We start from the raw sequence: 17,368 nt of genomic DNA, 5'->3' as shown, positions 1-17,368 counted from the left end.
CTGCGCACAGTAATCGTTCGGTCACTGTGCGTGCCCAACAGGTAACCGTGCCATAACAGCGATCAAGGGCGCATGCCCGACACGCCGGTTTAACTCGGCAAGGTAGTGGCAGGCTGCACCCGGGCAGGCCACACTCGACTAGCGGAAGCAGCGACGCACGTGACGTCGGCAGGCACCACCCGGGAGGTCCCCATGCCCGAACTGCGTGTCGTGGCCGTCTCAAATGACGGCACACGACTGGTGCTCAAGGCTGCGGACAGCACGGAGTACACGCTTCCGATCGACGAGCGTCTCCGGGCTGCCGTGCGCAACGACCGTGCGCGCCTGAACCAGATCGAGATCGAGGTGGAGAGCCACCTCCGCCCCCGCGACATCCAGGCCCGCATACGGGCCGGTGCCTCCGCGGAGGAGGTCGCTCAGCTCGCCGGCATCCCCGTCGACCGGGTACGCCGCTTCGAGGGCCCCGTCCTCGCCGAGCGCGCGTTCATGGCCGAGCGGGCCCGCAAGACCCCCGTGCGCCGGCCCGGCGAGAACACCGGGCCCCAGCTCGGCGAGGCCGTGCAGGAGAGGCTCTCGCTGCGCGGGGCCGAGAAGGAATCCGTCCAGTGGGACTCCTGGCGCCGCGACGACGGCACCTGGGAGGTCCTGCTGGTCTACCGGGTCGCGGGCGAACCGCACTCGGCGAGCTGGACGTACGACCCGCCGCGCCGGCTGGTCGTGGCCGTGGACGACGAGGCCCGCTCGCTCATCGGCGAGTCGGACGACCTGCCGGCGACCCCGGAGCCGAGCTTCCCCTTCGTGCCGAGGATCGCGCGGCTGCCCCGGGACCGGCCGCTGGACCGGGCGCTCGACCGCCAGATGGAAAGGCCCACCGCGCCCGCTCCCCCGCCGGAGCCGGAGGCCGAGGAGGAGCGGGACACGCTGACGGCCCTGCTGGAGGCGGTCCCGAGCTTCCGCGGCGACCTGGTGGTTCCGGAGCCGGTGACGGAGCCGGAGGTGGAGGAGCCGCCCGCCGCCTCGGCGTCGGCCGGCGCCGGTTCCGCCTACGCGGACGTGCTGATGCCGCGCACCGTGGCGGGCCACCGGGACCGGCTGACGGGCACGACCGACCGGCAGGCGGAGGCCGACGGGGTGCGCCCCGGCCGCCGCGCGGCGGTGCCGAGCTGGGACGAGATCGTCTTCGGCACCCGCCGCAAGAAGCAGGAGTAGCGCGGACCGGGTCCGGGCCCCGATGGCGGAAGCCGCCATCGGGGGCCGGGCCCGAGCACCTAGCCCGGCAGCTCGCCGACCGCCACCTCGCGTGCCGGGTCGGCGGACCATTCCGACCAGCTGCCCGCGTACAGCGCCGCCGGGATGCCCGCCGCCGCGAGCGCCAGGACCTCGTGGGCCCCCGAGACGCCCGAGCCGCAGTAGACCCCGACCGGGGTGGCGGTGTCGGCGTGCACGCCCAGGCCTTCGAAGCGGGCCCGCAGGGCGTCGCGATCCAGGAGCAGGCCGTCGGGTCCCGCGTTCTCCGTGGTCGGAGCCGACACCGCACCCGGGATGTGGCCACCGACCGGGTCGATCGGTTCGACCTCACCCCGGTACCGCTCGCCCGCCCGTGCGTCCAGCAGCACACCCGTCCGGGCCAGCGCGGCCGCCCCGTCCGCGTCCAGCAGTCCGATGGCACCCGGATTTGGCTTGAAATCGCCCTCGCTCACCGAAGCCACTTCGGCCGACAGCGGACCGTCACCGGCCTTCCACGCGGCCAGTCCCCCGTCCAGGACCCGCACGCGCGGGTGGCCCGTCCAGCGCAACAGCCACCACGCGCGCGCCGCCGCCCAGCCCTGGCCGCCGTCGTACACGACCACCGGCGTGTCCGCCGAGACGCCGGCCCGCCGCATCACCGCTCCGAACTCCTCGGGGTCCGGCAGCGGGTGCCGGCCGCCGGAACCCGCCGGGCCTGCGAGTTCCGCGTCGAGGTCGACGTAGACCGCGTTCGGGAGGTGTCCGGCCTCGTACTCGGGCCGCAGGTTCGGGCCCCCGAGCTGCCAGCGGACGTCGAGGAGCACCGGTGGCAGCGGGCCGGTCAGCTCCTCCTTCAGAGCGGCGGCGGAGACGAGCGGGGAGCGGGGCTGGTTCGCAGTCATGCGGGCCATTTTGCTCTCCGCCGCACACCCCGCGTAACAAGCAGTGCATCGACGGGCGGGGACGGGCCGCACTGATCCGGACATCTCTCCCGGCTCCCGGGAAACCCGGCCGGTCGGGGCGCGCCGGACCCCCTGGAGTGGAAGCATCAGCTGCGGGAAGGGTCACGAGCGTGACGACGGAGGAGACGGCTGACATGACCGAGGCAACGGAAGCAACGCGGCGCACGCCCGGCACGCCGTGCTGGGCGAGCCTGATGGTGCACGGCCTCGGTACCACCGAGGAGTTCTACGCCGACCTGTTCGGCTGGGAGTACGAGCCCGGCCCCGAGCAGCTCGGCCCGTACGTCCGGGCCATGCTCGACGGGCGGGAGGTGGCCGGCATCGGCGAGATGCCGCCGGACCGGCAGCTCCCGGTGGCCTGGACCACGTACCTCGCCACGGACGACGCCGACGCGACGGCCGAATCCATCCGCTCCTGCGGCGGCACGGTCGCGGTGGGCCCGCTGGACGCCGGGATCGCGGGACGGGTGGCGATCTGCTCGGACCCGCTGGGCGCGATCTTCGGGCTCTGGCAGGCGGCGTCCCACCTCGGCACGCGCCTGGCCGGGGGGCCCGGCACCCCGGTGTGGCACGAGCTGGTCACGCAGGACACCTCGACGGTCGGGAAGTTCTACGAGCACGTCTTCGGCCACGAGGCCCTGGCCCACCCCGACGCCTGCGAGGACTTCGACTACCTCACGCTGTCCCTGCGGGGCCGGCCGGTGGCCGCCGTCCACGGCGTCGGCCGCTCCCTGCCCCACGACCGGGGGCCGCACTGGATGACGTACTTCGAGGTGGAGGACACCGACGCGGCCGCCGCACTGGTCCTGCGGCTCGGCGGCCGGATCGTCCAGCCGCCGCGCGAGGGCCTGAGCGGGCGGCTGGCCGTGGTCACGGACCCGGAGGGCGCGGTGTTCGCCCTCGTGCACGGCAGGCACTGAGCGCCTGCGGGCGGCGCGTCACACGGGAGTCCCGGCAGCCTGCCCGGCTTCGCTCCGTGCGGGCCTGGCGTTGACCGTCAGGCCCGCGATCAGGGCCGCGAGCAGCACGCCGCCGAACGCCCACCAGAGGGTGGCGGTGTAGCCGCCCACCAGGTACTCGTCCATCTGGCCTTCCGACCCGATCTGCGGGAGGCCGGCGAAGACGGCGGCGATCACCGCGCCGCCGAGCGCCTCGCCCAGTTGGTGGGCCGTCATGACGGCCGCCGAGGCGGCCCCCATGTGCCGCGGGGCGATGCCCGTGGTCGCGGTGGCCAGGATCGGGGCGAAGGCCAGGCCGGTGCCCAGGCCGGCGAGGATCGTGCCGGGCAGCACCTGGGCCTCGTAGGCGCCGTGGACCTCCAGGCCCGCCAGCAGCAGGAGTCCGGCGGCCACCAGCACCAGCCCGGCCGCGATCAGGACGCTGGGCGCGGCGCGGTGGAGCAGCCGGCCGGAGATCTGGGTGGCCCCGAGGGCGACCGCCGCGAACATGGGGAGCAGCAGCAGCCCGACCGTGCTCGGGGGGTAGCCGACCACGTATTGCAGGTAGTAGCTCACGGACAGGAACAGGGCGAGGAGCCCGGCTGCGGCCAGGAGCAGGGCGAGCAGGCTGCCGGCGCGGTTGCGGTCCTTGAGGACGTACGGCGGCTGGAGCGGGTGCGGAGACCTGGCCTGCCACCACAGGAAGACCACGAGCAGGACGGCACCGGCCGCGACCGGGATCAGCGCCAGGGGGGCGCCCCAGCCGTGCGTCTCGCTCGCGCCGAAGCCGTAGACGAGGGCGGCGACCGCGCCGGTGCCGAGCAGCGCTCCGGGCACGTCGAGGCGGGCTCCGCCGGGGGCCGGGCGGTCGTGCGGCAGACCGAGTGCGCAGATCAGCGCGATCACTCCGACGGGGACGGCGGCGAACAGCGCCACCTCCCAGGCCAGGCCCGTGACGAGCCATCCGCTCGGGAACAGCACGAGCGCGGCACCGCCGCCCACGAGCACGGCATAGATCCCGAAGGCCCTGCCGCGCTCCTTGGGGTCGGGGAAGCCGGCGGCCACCAGGGCGAGCCCGGCCGGTGTCACCAGCGCGCCGAAGACGCCCTGCAGGACGCGGGCCGCGACGAGCACCCCGCCGGAACCGCCGGCCGCGCCGCCGAGCGCGGAGGCCGCCGCGAATCCGACCAGGCCGACGAGCATCGCCGTCCGCCGCCCCACGAGGTCCACGAGGTGCCCGCCGAGCAGGAGCACCGCGCCGAAGGCGACCGCGTAGGCGAGGAAGAACGGACCGGGTCCGCTGAGGCGCAGGTCCGCGTGGAGCTCCGGCAACGCCGCGGCGAAGAGCGCCGCCTGGAACACCACCATCAGCTGCGCGAGGGCCGCGACCGCCAGACCCCGCCGGCGTGTGGCGTACGGGGAGGCGGACTTGCCGGAGGCCGTGGACGGCGTCGCGGCCCAGCCGTCGCCGGTGGCAACCGGGGGCGGTCCGAACCCCCGCGCGAGGCCGAAGTCCGTCGGGGCCGTCGGGGCGTACTCCGGCGGCGGGGGGACCGGGATCCAGGGCTCGGGCCGCGCGGGCGGGACACGGGGGTCGGCCTGTGCGGCGGGGGGCTCGGCGGGCGTGGTGGGGGCGAAGTCCAGCAGCTCGGCGGCGTGGCGGCCGAGTTGGGCGAGCACCGTGCCCGGCAGCCACTCCCCGGCCCGGTCGGCCGCCGTGCGTTCGGCGACCTGCCCGGGGGTGGGCCGCAGGGCCGGGTCCTTGTGCAGGCAGGCGCGTACGAGCTCGACGAGCCCCTCCGGTACGCCGGTCAGGTCCGCCTCCTCCTCGGCCACCCGGAAGAGGTGGGCGTTGAGGCCGGTGTCCGCGGCGCCGAAGAGGAGCCGTCCGGTGGCGGCGTAGACGAGGACGGCCCCGAGGCAGAAGACATCGCTGGCGGGCGTGAGTTCGAGGCCGCGGACCTGCTCCGGCGACATGAAGCCGGCCGATCCGATCAGCATGCCGGTATGGGTGAGCAGGCTGTCCCCGGCGAGGCTGTCCATCGCCCGGGCGATGCCGAAGTCGATGACGCGCGGACCGTCGACGGTGACCAGGACGTTGGAGGGCTTGAGGTCGCGGTGGATCAGGCCCGCCCCGTGCACGGCCTGCAGGGCGAGGGCGAGCCGGTTGGCGAGGGTGTGCACGGAGTGCTCGGGCAGCGGCCCGAAGTCCTTGGCGACCACGGCGTGCAGGTCGGGCCCCGGGATGTACTGGGTCGCCACCCAGGGCACGGCGGCCTCGGGGTCGGCGTCGAGGACGGCCGCGGTCCAACTCCCGCCCACCCGCCGCGCGGCGGCCACCTCCCGGGCGAAGCGCCTGCGGAACTCCGGGTTCCCGGCGTACTCGGCCTGCACCACCTTCACCGCGACGGTGCGCCCGCCCTCGGAGCGGCCGAGGTAGACCAGACCCATGCCGCCTGCACCCAACCGGGCGATCAGACGGTACGGGCCGATACGGGTCGGGTCTTCGACGAGCAGCTGATCCACGCGATGAGGATAGTGCAACTATCCAAGGCGCGTGGGCACATCGACGGAACTCAAGGAACCAGCGGGTCGGCCGAGTTCGCGGAGCGGGCCGGAGACTCGACGGCGTACTCGGCGGGCGCTGACGGTGGTGGCGATCGGCATGCTGGTGGGGTGGCTCATCTCGCCGCCCGACGCCTTCGCCACGAACAGCCAGGTCTCCTCGCGGATCAGGCCCCCGGCTGATCGACCTGGTCGCCGCCCTGGCCACCGGGACGGTCGGCGCCTTCGCCCTGGTGCGCTCCGACATCTCCGACACCCTCCCGGGGGTGGCCATCTCCATCTCCCTGGTGCCGCCCCCGGCCGTCACCGGACTCCTGATCACCACGCACCGCTTCCACGACGCGAGCCAGTCCGCGCTGCTGTTCGCCACCAACGTCGCGGCCATCGTCGCCACCGGCACGGTGGTCTTCCTCGCCTACGGGGTCCGGGCCGGCGCCGGCGAGGCGGGCCTCGCGGTGGGCGCTTTCCGCGGCCGGACCCTGGCCGCGGTCTCGGCGATCGTGCTGCTGGTCGCCGTACCGCTCACCGCGGGCATCCTCTCCGTCGCCCGCGACCGCGCGCTCGCGGCGAACGCGCGGCCGGTGGCGGAGCGGTGGGCCGCCCCGGGCAACTGGCAGATCGCCTCGGTCGAGGCCCGCAGCGGAGTCGTCGTGGTGGGCGTACTGGGACTCCCGCCGCAGCCCGCCCCCACCGCCCTGCGCGAAGCACTGAACCTGGGCGGCATGCGGGACGCGGCTCTAGAACTCCACCTGGTCGGCGGCCGCACCCACTGGCGCCCCGCGGACAGCGCCACGTGCACGGTCCGCGACTCCTCCCGCACCTGACCCGGCCGGAGTGGGGCGCGCGCCGCCGCGGCGGTCAGCGGTGCGGGGCCGTACCGCTGACGCGGTGGTCGGCGTGGCTGAGGGCTTCCAGGACGAGCCGGCGCAGATGTCCGTCGCGCAGGCTGTAGTGGATGCGCCGGCCCTCTCGGCGGGTGTCGACGAGGCCCGCCAGCCTCAGCTTCGCCAGATGCTGGCTCACTGCGGTCCTCGACGCCTCGCAGCGCTCGGCGAGCGAGCCCACGTCCGACTCCTCCTGGGCGAGCAGCCACAGGAGGTGCAGCCGGGTGACGTCCGAGAGCATCGCGAAGACCTCGGTCGCCTCGGCGAGACGCGCCCGGTCGGGATCCCGTAGGTGCGCATCGGGTGCAGGTGGCTGAGGTTCGCGAGCAGGCATACCCCACAGGGTAGGTCGCCCCGGCCGGCCCGCAGGGAGGGCGGAGCCGAAATACACTGGACATGTGCGCAGGTGCGCATCTATGGATACATTGGAGTCCCGTCCCACACCCCGGGGCCCGGTCCGGCCCGGAGAGGAACCGCATGCAGAGCGTGCTGCGCGACCGCACCTACCGGCGCCTGTTCGGCGCCCAGGTCATCGCCCTGTCCGGCACGGGCCTGGCCACCGTGGCCCTCGGCCTGCTCGCCTACGACCTCGCGGGGGCGGACGCGGGTTCGGTGCTCGGCACGGCGCTCGCGATCAAGATGGCGGCGTACGTCCTCGTCGCCCCGGCGATCGCGGCGGTGGCCGACCGGTTGCCGCGCCGGGCCCTCCTGACCGGCTCCGATCTGGTCCGGGCCGGGGTCGCCCTCTTCCTGCCCTTCGTGAGCGAGGTGTGGCAGGTCTACGTCCTGATCTTCCTGCTGCAAACCGCCTCGGCCGCGTTCACTCCCACCTTCCAGGCCCTGATCCCCGAGGTCCTGCCGGACGAGCGCGACTACACGCGGGCCCTGTCCATGTCCCGGCTCGCCTACGACCTGGAGAGCCTCTTCAGCCCCGCGCTCGCGGCCGCACTGCTGTCGGTGATCACCTACGACCGGCTGTTCCTCGGCACGGCGGCCGGCTTCCTCGCCTCGTCCGCGCTCGTGGTGTCCGCCGCCCTGCCCCGGCGGGCCCGGGCCCTCGGCGCGCCCGGGCAGGGCGCGTACGCCAAGGCCACCGCGGGGACGCGCTTGTTCCTCGGCACCCCGCAGCTGCGCTCCCTGCTGGCGATGGACCTCGCGGTCGCGGCCGCGGGAGCCGTGGTGACGGTCAACTCCGTGCTGTACGTACGGGACTTCCTGGGGCTGTCCGTGGAGTCGGTCGCCCTCGCCCTCGGCGCGTACGGAGCCGGGTCGATGGCCGTGGCCCTGGCGCTGCCGCGGATCCTGGAGAACCGCCCGGACCGGCGGGTGATGCTGGCCGGCGTCCTCCTGCTCCCGGTCGCATTCGGTGCCCTGGGTGTCATCACCTCGGCCCACGGCGGCGGTTGGCGCTGGCCCGCGCTGCTGGGCACGTGGGCGGGGTTCGGGGCGGCCTGTTCGATGGTGCTCACGCCCGCGGGCCGGGTGCTCCGGCGGGCCGCGCCGGAAGGGGACCGCACCGCGGTGTTCGCCGCCCGGTTCTCCCTGTCGCACGCCGCCTGGCTGCTGACCTACCCGCTCGCGGGCTGGATCGGCGCGAAGGCCGGTCTCGGGTGGGCGACGGCGGTCCTCGGTGCGATCGCCGTCGCCGCCGCGGTCCTCGCCGCGCGCCTGTGGCCGGCCGGGGCCGACGCGGGCCGGGGCCACGCACACGAGCACGAGCACGAGCACACCGGGCTGGCCCCCGGGCATCCGCACCTCCACGGGGCCCGCAGGGCCGGTGCGGGGTGGCGGCACAGCCACCACCACCTCACGGACGAACTGCACGCCGCGCACGGCTGACCGATCCGGGGTACATACGACCGACGGACTGAATTGATCACCCATTAGCCATAAACGATCAAACAGGACGCCCCCTTCCTGGCTAATTGTGTGAATAGATCACCGCACTGGTCCTCCTTGGGCGAGTCGTCTTCCCCGAAGGGCACCCGATGCGACGTGTCGTGAGAAGCCGCCCCGGTGGCCCGTACCGGCGCCTCCGCACCGTGACCGCGTTCTCCGCGGTGGCGGCATGCTGCTTTCTCGCCGCGGCGCCGGCCGCGGCATCGGCCGCGGCATCGGTCCCGGCGGACCCCGGTACCACCGCGTCCGAGTCCCCGGAGCCCCCGGCCGCCTCCGTACCGGCGCCGCCTGCCGCCGGTACGGGGGAGGCGCCGCCGGGAACAGCACCGGGCGGCGACGCGGGACGGGCGGACGGGCTCGGGGCGAGCGCCGGAGCCGCCACCGCCGCCCAGCAGGTGCCGGAGCGTGCGGATCTGACGGTGTCGGGCACGCTGCGGCCGACGGCGACCGGCGACCGGGACCACCCGGACAGCCGTGACCATCGGGAGAACGCCGCCCCGGCGGGTCGGGAGACGTTCGACTACGTCGTGACGGTGACCAACCGGGGACCCTCCACCGCCCGGCAGGTGCGGGTCACCGACCGGTTGCCGCCCGCCCTGGAATTCGTCGCGTCCCGCGACGGCTGCACCGCGAGCGGCCGGACGGCGGTGTGCGGGCCGTTGGCCACGCTGGCGGTCGGCAGCTCGCACGCATGGGTGATCACCGTGCGGCTCGCGACCGGCTACCAGGGGGACGGTTCGGACATCGTCAACGAAGCGGTCGTCGACGCGGCCACGTCGGACCCGGACTCCCGGAACAACACGACCTCCCTGACCGGCCTGGAGATTCCGCCCAGTGCGCGGACCGCGGACCTGTCGATCCGGAAGACGGCGGTGCTCGCGAAGGGACGGGAGCACGTCAGGCCGGGCGAGAAGTTCACGTACCTGATCACCGTGAACAACGAGGGCCCGGCGACGGCGCGGCAGCTCCAGGTCGCCGACCGGCTGCCGTCCTCGCTGGTCCTGCTCTCCTCACCCGATGACTGCGCGGTCGCGAAGGACGGGGACCGGCTGGTGGTGTGTCCGCCGCTGGCGCGCCTGGCGGCCGGCGAGAAGGCGGAGTACAGGATCAGGGTCCGAGCCGTCGCCGAGGACCGGGCGGCCCGGCCACCGGACGGCAGGTGCACGCCCATCGAGAACATCGCCCGTGTCACCTCGGCGAGTTTCGACCCCGACCTCTCGGACAACACCAGCCGGCCGGGAACCACGGGGCCGGGCGGTGGCCGGCTGTGTCTGGTGTCCGAAGGGCGCGGGGAGCAGCACGGCCGGCACGAGGGGCACGACGGCCGTGAGGACGGCCGTGGAGACGGTCGTGAGGACGGCCGTGGAGACGGTCGTGAGGACGGCCGTGAGGACGGCCGTGAGGACGGCCGTGAGGACGGCCGTGAGGACGGCCGTGGAGACGGTCGTGGGGACGGCCACCACGGCCGCGGCGACCACCACGACGGCCGGGAGCAGCACGGCGGCCGCGGCGACCTGGCCGACTCCGGCGCCACGGTCCCGGCCTGGCTGCTGTGGACCTCCACCGCGCTGGTGGCCGCGGGAGCGGCGCTGCGGACGGCGTTCCGGGTGCGGCGCCCGTGACCGGCGGTTCGCCGCGGCCCCCGCGGCGAACGACCTCCACAGGCTCAACCGCAGAGCGGGAAGACGAGGAACGTTCCGGTATGACGATGCCCCGGGGTGCCTGGTGGCGCAGGGCCGCCGCCTCCTTGCTGTGCACGACGGCGCTGGTCCTGCCGGCGGCCCTCGCCGCGCCCTCGACGGCGGCCCCGGCCACGCGGACCGGCACCGCCGAGGCCGACGGCCCCCGGCCGCGCGCGCTCGCCTTCCCCGTCAACGAGAGCTTCGACAGCTCCACCAACCTGGGCGGCACCAGCGGCCACGCGGGCTATCCGGAGGGCGGCGGCTGGCTGCGGCTGACCTCCGCGAGCTCCGGCCAGGCCGGCACCTGGAAGCTGAAGGACTCCTTCCCCACCACGCTCGGCATCCTCGCCGAGTTCAGGTACGCCACCTACGGGGGAACCGCCTTCGAGGGCAAGCGCGGCGACGGGCTGTCGTTCTACCTGGCCGACGGCGCGGCGGCGGACGGGGCCGGCCCTACCGGCGGAGCCCTCGGCTACGCCTGTTCGGGTGCGGCGGACACCTGCGCGGCATCGGGCGTACCGGGTGCCTATCTCGGCATCGGGCTGGACGAGTTCGGCAACTTCTCCTCGAACACGGTCGGCAACGGCGGCCCGGGCGCCCAGCCCAACAGGATCGTGGTGCGCGGCGGAGGCACCGGCAGGACGGGGTACCGCTTCGCCACGTCCGCCGACGGGCCGGGCAAGACCGTGGAGACGGGCAGCCGCGCCAAGGAGCGCACGGTGCGCGTCTCCCTGCTGCCCAGCGGTACGAAGATGCTGCTGTCGGTGTGGTCCGACAGCGGTCCCGGCACGGCCATGACCCAGCTGATCACCGACTTCGACGTCACGGGCATCACGGGCCAGCCGAAACTGCCGGCCACCTTCAAGGTGGGGTTCTCCGGGAGCACCGGCGGCGCGACGAACATCCACGAGATCGACGACCTGCGGATCAACGTGCCGGCCGACCTGACCATCGCGAAGACGGGCTCCCCCGCGAGCGTGCCCGCCGGCGGCGGGCCCGTGACCTACACCCTGACCGTCTCCAACAGCCGGGCCAACGAGGTCACCGGCGCCGCCGTGCGCGACACCGTTCCCGGGCTGACCAACGTGACCTGGACCTGCCGCGCCAACACCGGCGGTACCTGCGGCCACGTCTCCGGCAGCGGGAACGCCCTGGACACCACGGCCGACTTCCAGCGGGGCGGCTCCGTCACCTACACCCTCACCGGTACGGCGCCGGCCCAGCCCGCCACGCTGTCCAACACGGCCACCGTGACCGCCCCGGCGGACCGTACGGACACCAATCCGGCGGACAACAGCTCCACCGCCGCCGCGACGGTGGTGACAGCGCGCGCCGACGTGGCCGCGGAGAAGGAGGGGGTCGGGTCCGGACCGGTGGTTCCGGGGCAGGAGTTCGCGTACCGGATCACCGCACGCAACCTGGGGCCCTCCCACACGACCGCGGTGCAGATCTCCGACACCCTTCCCGGGCCGCTGCGGTTCGTCTCCTCCGCCGACGGGTGCACGGCCTCGGGGCAGCAGCTGTCCTGCCCGGTCCGCGATCAGCTGAACGCCGGGACGAGCACCTCGTGGACCGTGCGCGTACGGCTGGACCCGGCCTACCAGGGCGACGGATCGGACCTCGGGAACGTCGCGTCCGTCCGGCACGCCCTCCCCGATCCGCAGCCCGCCAACGACACCGGCGCGGCCGCCGCCCCGCCCGGCGGAGTGGCGGCCGCGCGGGCCGACCTCTCGTTGGCCAAGGCCGTCGAGGCCCGCTCCCCCGTGGCTCCCGGGGAGACCTTCGCGTACACGGTGACCGTGCGCAACGGCGGCCCGTCCACGGCCCGGAACGTCACGGTCGCCGACCCGCTGCCGACGGCGCTCGCGTTCGTCGCGTCGGCGGGGGGCTGCACCGCCGTCGGCCGGGACGTCACCTGCGGCACGGCGGCGACGCTGGACCCGGGCGGGGTCCGGTCGTGGACCTTCACCGTGCGCCTCGACCCGGCGTACACCGGGGACGGGACGGGCCTGCTGAACACCGCGACCGCCCGCTCGGACACGGCCGATCCGAACCCGCTCGACAACAGCGGCTCCGCCGGCGTGCCGGGCGGGCGGGTGCGCCCGCCGAGCGCCGACATCGAGCTCGCCAAACGCGCGACGGCCGGCTGACGGGGCGCCCTCCCGTGTCCCGCCGTCCCCCGAACTCCCGTACAGCTCTCTGTACGGTCCTCTCCCGCACGAAACGGAAACGATGCGCGATGACGACGACACCAGGCCTGCGGCCGGCGGTGTGGGCCCTGGCTCCGCTGCTCTGCGCCGCGGCACTGTGGGCCGGACCGGTCCCCGGGGCCGCCGCGCTGCCCGGCGGAGGGCCTAAGGTCGAGGTGACGACACTGCGGGCCAAGGCCCCCGGTGACCTGATCACCTACACGCTGACCGCGAGGAACAAGGGGCCGTCGGTGGCCCGGAGGGTCACGGCGACGGACACGCTCCCCCACGGGATCTCCTTCGTGGGCTCCTCCGACGGCTGCACCGCCATCGCGCAGACCGTCACGTGCGGGCCCGAACCGCAGCTTTCCGCCGGGGAGACCAAGAGCTGGAGCTTCCAGGCCCGGCTGAGCCCCTCGTACCAGGGCGACGGTTCCGACCTCGGCAACAGCGCCACGGGCAGCTCCGAGGCCACCGATCCCGACCCGGCCAACAACAAGCCGGATCCGGTGCTGCCTCCGGGGCCGTTCGATCCCGTCTCGGACCTGGCCACCGTCAAGACCCCGCTGGGCGCGGGGCCGACGGTCCCGGGCCAGGAGTACGAGTACGAGGTCCGTACGACCAACAAGGGCCCCTCGGACGCGCGCAACGTCGTGGTGACCGACACCCTGCCCGTCGGGCTGGCCTTCGTCTCCTCCGCCGACCCGTGCACGGTGTCCGGACGGGCCGTCACCTGCGGTCCGCTGGCCCGGCTCGTCCCCGGCGGCGAGGTGGTGTGGACCTTCAAGGTGAAGCTGGACTCCGCCTACTCCGGTGACGGCGGCGACCTGCGCAACACGGCGACCTCCGCCTCCGCGTCCAAGGATCCGGAGCCCGCCGACAACACCTCTCGGGCCGTCCTGCCGCCGGGCGGGGTCACCGCCCCGCAGGCCGACGTGTGGACGACCAAGCGGCCGGCCGACGACATCCCCGTCGCCCCCGGGCAGACCTTCGACTACGTGGTCAGCGCGACCAACGACGGCCCCTCGCGAGCCCTCGGCACCGCCATCACCGACAAACTGCCCGCACAGCTCGCCTTCGTCTCCTCCCCCGACGGCTGCTCGGTCACCGACGGTACGGTCAGCTGCGGCCCGGTGGCCGTACTGGAGCCCTCGGCGTCCCGGACCTGGCGGTTCACCGTCCGGCTGGACAGCGACTACACCGGCAACGGATCCGACATCCGCAACACGGCGACCGCCGGCTCGCGGACCGGGGACCCCAAGCCGGAGAACAACACGAGCAGCCCGGCGGGCCTGCCCGGCAGCACCGTCAACAAGCCGACCGCGGACCTGGAAGTGGTCAAGGAAGCCGTCGGTACGAAGCCTCCCGTGCCGGGCGAGACCTTCGACTACCGGATCCGGATCTCCAACAACGGCCCGTCGGCCGACGCCTTCAACGTCAAACTCACCGACGCCCTCCCCGAGGGCCTCTCGTACGTGGCGTCCTCCCCGGCCGGATGCACCGTCGCCGGACGTCTGGTGTCGTGCAAGCGCACCAGCCCGCTCAAGGTCGGCGACACGGTCGAGTACCTGCTCACCGTCAAGGTGGATCCCGCGTACGCGGGAGACGGCAGTGACCTGCGGAACACCGCACAGGTGACGGCCGACAACATCGACCCGGCGAGCGAGAACGACAAGAGCAGCGCGACCGTGCCGGGCGGGCACGTCGCGGAGCCCGCCGCGGACCTCGCCATCGGCAAGAGGCCCGTCCAGACCGCCCCCGTGGCCCCGGGCGAGACCTTCGACTACGCCCTGACCGTCACCAACAACGGCCCCTCCCAGGCCGAGCAGATCACGGTCTCCGACACGCTGCCGACCGCGCTGAGCTTCGTCTCGGGCGACGCCACGTGCACCTCCGGACGAACCGTCACCTGCGGCCCGCTGCCGCGGCTGGCACCCGGAGCATCGATGACCTGGGTGATCAAGGTGAAGCTGGACCCGGAGTACACGGGGAACGGCTCCGACATCCGCAACACCGCCACCGTCGACTCCCTGACCGGCGACCCCAAGCCCGCGAACAACACGAGCGCGCCCGCCGGCCCGCCCGGCGGCACGGTCAAGGACCCGACGGCCGACCTGGAGGTCGGCAAGACGACCCCCTGACCCCGCACCCCGTGACAGGCCGGCAGAGCACCCCGCTCTGCCGGCCTTCCCGCGTACCCGCTCCGTACGCCCTCCGGAGCCGTCCCGCCGGATTCACCCGAATGGCGGCGCTCGAATGTCCCTCCGCGCCCCCGCCACGGACGCTGGGCGCAAGCAGGACCCCAGGCGTCCCGCCCGACGAAGGAGCCTCTCGTGGCACAGGCAACGCCCCCCAGCAGGGCCCCCAACAGCGGCTACACCACCGACGGGCAGAACCCGTGGGCGGCGAGCGGCGTCGTGTTCGCCGGAGTGCTGATCCTCGTGGAAGGCGTCCTCGGCATCCTGAAGGGAATCGTCGGCATCGCCGACGACGACGTCTACGCGAGCGTGGGCAACTACACCTTCAAGTTCGACGTCACGGCGTGGGGCTGGATCCACCTCGTCCTGGGCATCGTGCTCGCGGTCGTCGGCGCAGGCCTCCTCAAGGGAGCGACCTGGGCCAAGGGAACGGCCGTGGTGATCGTCGCGCTGGACATCATCCTCAACTTCCTGTGGCTGCCCTACACGCCGCTCTGGGGCCTCATCTCGATCGCCATCGGCGTCTTCATCATCTGGGCCCTGTGCAACGACACCCGCGCATCCCGCTCCACCGCCGCCTGAGCGACGCACCGGACGTCCTCCTGACCTGCGCGCCGGACAGAGGCCGACGCGGTGGGCCGGGAGGACGTCCGGCGGTGTCGGTGACCATGGAGCGTTCATACCTCTGAGTGAGGCCGGCGGCGTTCGAGGGGGACGGGAGCAGACATCTGCCTAGGGTGACTCCTGGTGGCGGGCAGCCGCTCCGACCGGCGCGTCGACTCATGTACGGGAGTTCGTGTGACGCAGCAGCGCACGGCGTCACTCCGACTCCGTCTCCAGTACCGCTTCGACCATCTGGTCTCGGGTGGAACGACCGCACTCATCGGCTGGCTCGCCCTGGCCTGCCTGGCCGTCGTCGTTCCGGCCAGCATGGTCCTCGTCTGGTCCGACCGCGCCGCTCCGGCCACGCTCTCCGGCCGGCTCACCGCCGTGTGGGTCAGCGTCGGCCAGACCCTGAAGATCGGGGGCGCCGTCGGCTCCCCGCTCTACGTACTGGCCTCCGTATCCCTCGCGCTCGTCGCGCTGCTCTTCGTGTCGACCCTGGTCAGTCTGATCACCACCGGCATCAACCGGCGCATCATGTCGCTGCGCCTCGGCCATTCCACCGTGCTGGAGACCCGGCACACCGTCGTCCTGGGGTGGTCGGACCAGGTCTTCCCCGTGATCGGGGAGCTGGTGGCCGCGAACGCGAACCAGCGCAAGTCCGCCATCGCCGTGCTCGCCCCGCAGGACAAGGTGTGGATGGAGAGCGAGATCTCCACCCGTGTCGGCGACAGCGGCAGAACGCGGATCATCTGCCGCAACGGGAGCACCACCGACCCCACCGAGCTGTGCCGGGTGAGTCCGCGCACCGCGAAGGCGGTCCTGGTGCTGCCTCCCACCGGGGACGGCGGTGACGCCCACGTCGTGAAGACGCTGCTCGCCCTCGACGCGGCCGCCCCCGGGTCCGGCGAGGGGGAAGCGGTGGTGGTCGCCGCCGTCCGCGACTCCCGCAACCACGTCACCGCCAGACTTGCCGCCGGGCCCACGGGACACGTCCTGTGTGTCGACGACGTCGTCGCCCGGCTCCTCGTCCAGACGGCCCGGCAGCCCGGACTCTCCCTCGTCTACTCGGAGTTGCTGGACTTCGAGGGAGACGAGTTCTACCCGGTCGACGCGGAGGGCCTGGTGGGGCGGCCGTTCGGCGAGGCGCTGCTGGCGTTCGCCACGTCCTGCGCGGTCGGCCTGCTGCACACCGACGGGAGCGTCACCCTCAATCCTGCCCAGGGGACGGTGATCGGCCCGGCCGACCGGATCATCGTCATCTCCCGGGACGACGACACGGCCGCGCGGGCGGACGTGGCCTCCCTCGTCGAGGAGGACGCGATCGTGTCGGCGGGGCCCGGGGCCGCCCCTGCCGAACGCCTCCTCCTGCTCGGCTGGAACCGCCGCGCCCCGCTCGTCATCGAACAGCTCGACCACTACGTGAGCCCCGGAACGACCCTGGACGTCGTGGCGCTCGGCGCGTACGCGGCCGAGCACGGCGCCCGAGCCGTCACGGCCGCCCGGTCCCGCCTCGAAGTCTCCCTCCACCAGGGAGACATCACCGACCCGCTCACCCTGGCCAAGCTGGACGTGCCCTCGTACGACGGCGTGATCGTGCTCGGCGAGGCGGAGCCCGCGGGCGCGGACACCGGCTCGGTCCGGGGCGTGGCCCCCGACGCGCCCTTCGCCCGCCCCGCTCCGGCGACGGAATCGGATACGGAGGCGCGGGCGGACGACAGGACGCTGGTCACCCTGCTGCACCTGCGGGCCATCGGGGACGCCGCGCAGCGGGAACTCGCGCTCACCACCGAGATGTCGGACGACGGCAACCGGCTCCTCGCCCCCGCCCGGGGCGGCGCGGACTTCATCGTGAGCGGCAGGCTGATCAGCCTGCTGATGACCCAGATCTCGGAGAGCCCCTATCTCGCCGAGGTCTTCGAGGAGTTGTTCAAGGCGGAGGGCCACGAGTTCCACCTCAAGCCGGCCGCGGACTACGTCCGGGCCGGCTCCGAGGTCACCTTCGCCACTGCCGTCGAATCGGCGCGGCGGCGCCGGGAATGCGCGGTCGGCTACCGGCTGCGCGCGCGGAGCGCCACGGGCCCCGACTACGGGGTGCGGATCAACCCCGACAAGCGGCAGCGCGTCCGGTTCTCCGAGGGGGACTGGCTGATCGTGCTCGCCGAGAGCTGACCGCGCCGGCGGGGCGGCCGGCGGGGCGGGGCGGCCGGCCAGGCGGTCC

The 17,368-nt window shown here is 73.8% G+C and carries 12 protein-coding genes; 9 read left to right on the top strand and 3 right to left on the bottom strand.

From position 1 onward, the window contains the following. The first annotated feature begins 192 nt into the window (after positions 1 to 192). Entirely contained in the window at positions 193 to 1,209 is a 1,017-nt protein-coding gene (gene sepH / locus AC6CKD_RS15015; RefSeq protein ID WP_498327764.1) for a septation protein SepH, read from the top strand. A gap of 59 nt (positions 1,210 to 1,268) precedes the next feature. Here the strand turns inward: sepH and AC6CKD_RS15010 are convergent, their stop codons facing one another. Continuing rightward, entirely contained in the window at positions 1,269 to 2,129 is an 861-nt protein-coding gene (locus tag AC6CKD_RS15010) for a sulfurtransferase (RefSeq protein WP_498327763.1), read from the bottom strand. 194 nt (positions 2,130 to 2,323) lie between these two features. Between AC6CKD_RS15010 and AC6CKD_RS15005 the strand changes: the two genes are divergently transcribed. Next, the gene (locus AC6CKD_RS15005) at positions 2,324 to 3,109 is read left to right on the top strand and encodes a VOC family protein (RefSeq protein WP_498327761.1); all 786 of its coding nucleotides are present in this window, start codon (positions 2,324 to 2,326) and stop codon (positions 3,107 to 3,109) included. A gap of 18 nt (positions 3,110 to 3,127) precedes the next feature. Here AC6CKD_RS15005 and AC6CKD_RS15000 read toward each other — a convergent pair whose 3' ends face one another. Beyond that, the gene (locus tag AC6CKD_RS15000) at positions 3,128 to 5,653 is read right to left on the bottom strand and encodes an MDR family MFS transporter (RefSeq protein WP_498327760.1); all 2,526 of its coding nucleotides are present in this window, start codon (positions 5,651 to 5,653) and stop codon (positions 3,128 to 3,130) included. Between the two features lie 218 nt (positions 5,654 to 5,871). Between AC6CKD_RS15000 and AC6CKD_RS14995 the strand changes: the two genes are divergently transcribed. Further along, positions 5,872 to 6,516 (top strand): DUF389 domain-containing protein, encoded by a 645-nt coding sequence (locus AC6CKD_RS14995; protein WP_498328119.1) that lies wholly within the window; start codon positions 5,872 to 5,874, stop codon positions 6,514 to 6,516. Positions 6,517 to 6,550: 34 nt separating this feature from the next. Here AC6CKD_RS14995 and AC6CKD_RS14990 read toward each other — a convergent pair whose 3' ends face one another. Then, the gene (locus tag AC6CKD_RS14990) at positions 6,551 to 6,910 is read right to left on the bottom strand and encodes an ArsR/SmtB family transcription factor (protein ID WP_498327759.1); all 360 of its coding nucleotides are present in this window, start codon (positions 6,908 to 6,910) and stop codon (positions 6,551 to 6,553) included. 143 nt (positions 6,911 to 7,053) lie between these two features. Here AC6CKD_RS14990 and AC6CKD_RS14985 point away from each other — a divergent pair, with 143 nt between their 5' ends. The 6 genes from AC6CKD_RS14985 (at position 7,054) to AC6CKD_RS14960 (ending at position 17,319) form a co-directional block, all read left to right on the top strand. Continuing rightward, positions 7,054 to 8,415 carry an MFS transporter gene (locus tag AC6CKD_RS14985; RefSeq protein ID WP_498327757.1) on the top strand — a complete coding sequence of 454 codons (1,362 nt, stop codon included), beginning with the start codon at positions 7,054 to 7,056 and terminating at the stop codon, positions 8,413 to 8,415. 203 nt (positions 8,416 to 8,618) lie between these two features. Continuing rightward, positions 8,619 to 10,097, top strand: a complete 1,479-nt coding sequence (locus tag AC6CKD_RS14980) for a hypothetical protein (protein WP_498327756.1) — start codon at positions 8,619 to 8,621, stop codon at positions 10,095 to 10,097. Positions 10,098 to 10,177: 80 nt separating this feature from the next. Next, positions 10,178 to 12,307, top strand: a complete 2,130-nt coding sequence (locus AC6CKD_RS14975) for a hypothetical protein (RefSeq protein ID WP_498327755.1) — start codon at positions 10,178 to 10,180, stop codon at positions 12,305 to 12,307. An 89-nt stretch (positions 12,308 to 12,396) separates the two neighbouring features. Further along, positions 12,397 to 14,487, top strand: a complete 2,091-nt coding sequence (locus AC6CKD_RS14970) for a DUF11 domain-containing protein (protein WP_498327753.1) — start codon at positions 12,397 to 12,399, stop codon at positions 14,485 to 14,487. 192 nt (positions 14,488 to 14,679) lie between these two features. After that, positions 14,680 to 15,126, top strand: a complete 447-nt coding sequence (locus tag AC6CKD_RS14965; protein WP_498327752.1) for a DUF7144 family membrane protein — start codon at positions 14,680 to 14,682, stop codon at positions 15,124 to 15,126. 216 nt (positions 15,127 to 15,342) lie between these two features. After that, positions 15,343 to 17,319, top strand: a complete 1,977-nt coding sequence (locus AC6CKD_RS14960) for a CASTOR/POLLUX-related putative ion channel (protein ID WP_498327751.1) — start codon at positions 15,343 to 15,345, stop codon at positions 17,317 to 17,319. Positions 17,320 to 17,368 lie beyond the last annotated feature (49 nt).

The sequence above is a fragment of the Streptomyces sp. GQ60 genome (assembly GCF_059758875.1).
Note: the sequence above shows the minus strand (reverse complement) of the source record. Positions and strands in the feature narration are given on the sequence as shown.

Coding starts and splice junctions, on each gene's coding strand:
- sepH (WP_498327764.1), top strand. CDS start 193: ATGCCCGAACTGCGTGTCGTGGCCGTCTCAAATGACGGCACACGACTG.
- AC6CKD_RS15010 (WP_498327763.1), bottom strand. CDS start 2,129: ATGACTGCGAACCAGCCCCGCTCCCCGCTCGTCTCCGCCGCCGCTCTG.
- AC6CKD_RS15005 (WP_498327761.1), top strand. CDS start 2,324: ATGACCGAGGCAACGGAAGCAACGCGGCGCACGCCCGGCACGCCGTGC.
- AC6CKD_RS14990 (WP_498327759.1), bottom strand. CDS start 6,910: ATGCCTGCTCGCGAACCTCAGCCACCTGCACCCGATGCGCACCTACGG.
- AC6CKD_RS14985 (WP_498327757.1), top strand. CDS start 7,054: ATGCAGAGCGTGCTGCGCGACCGCACCTACCGGCGCCTGTTCGGCGCC.
- AC6CKD_RS14975 (WP_498327755.1), top strand. CDS start 10,178: ATGACGATGCCCCGGGGTGCCTGGTGGCGCAGGGCCGCCGCCTCCTTG.
- AC6CKD_RS14970 (WP_498327753.1), top strand. CDS start 12,397: ATGACGACGACACCAGGCCTGCGGCCGGCGGTGTGGGCCCTGGCTCCG.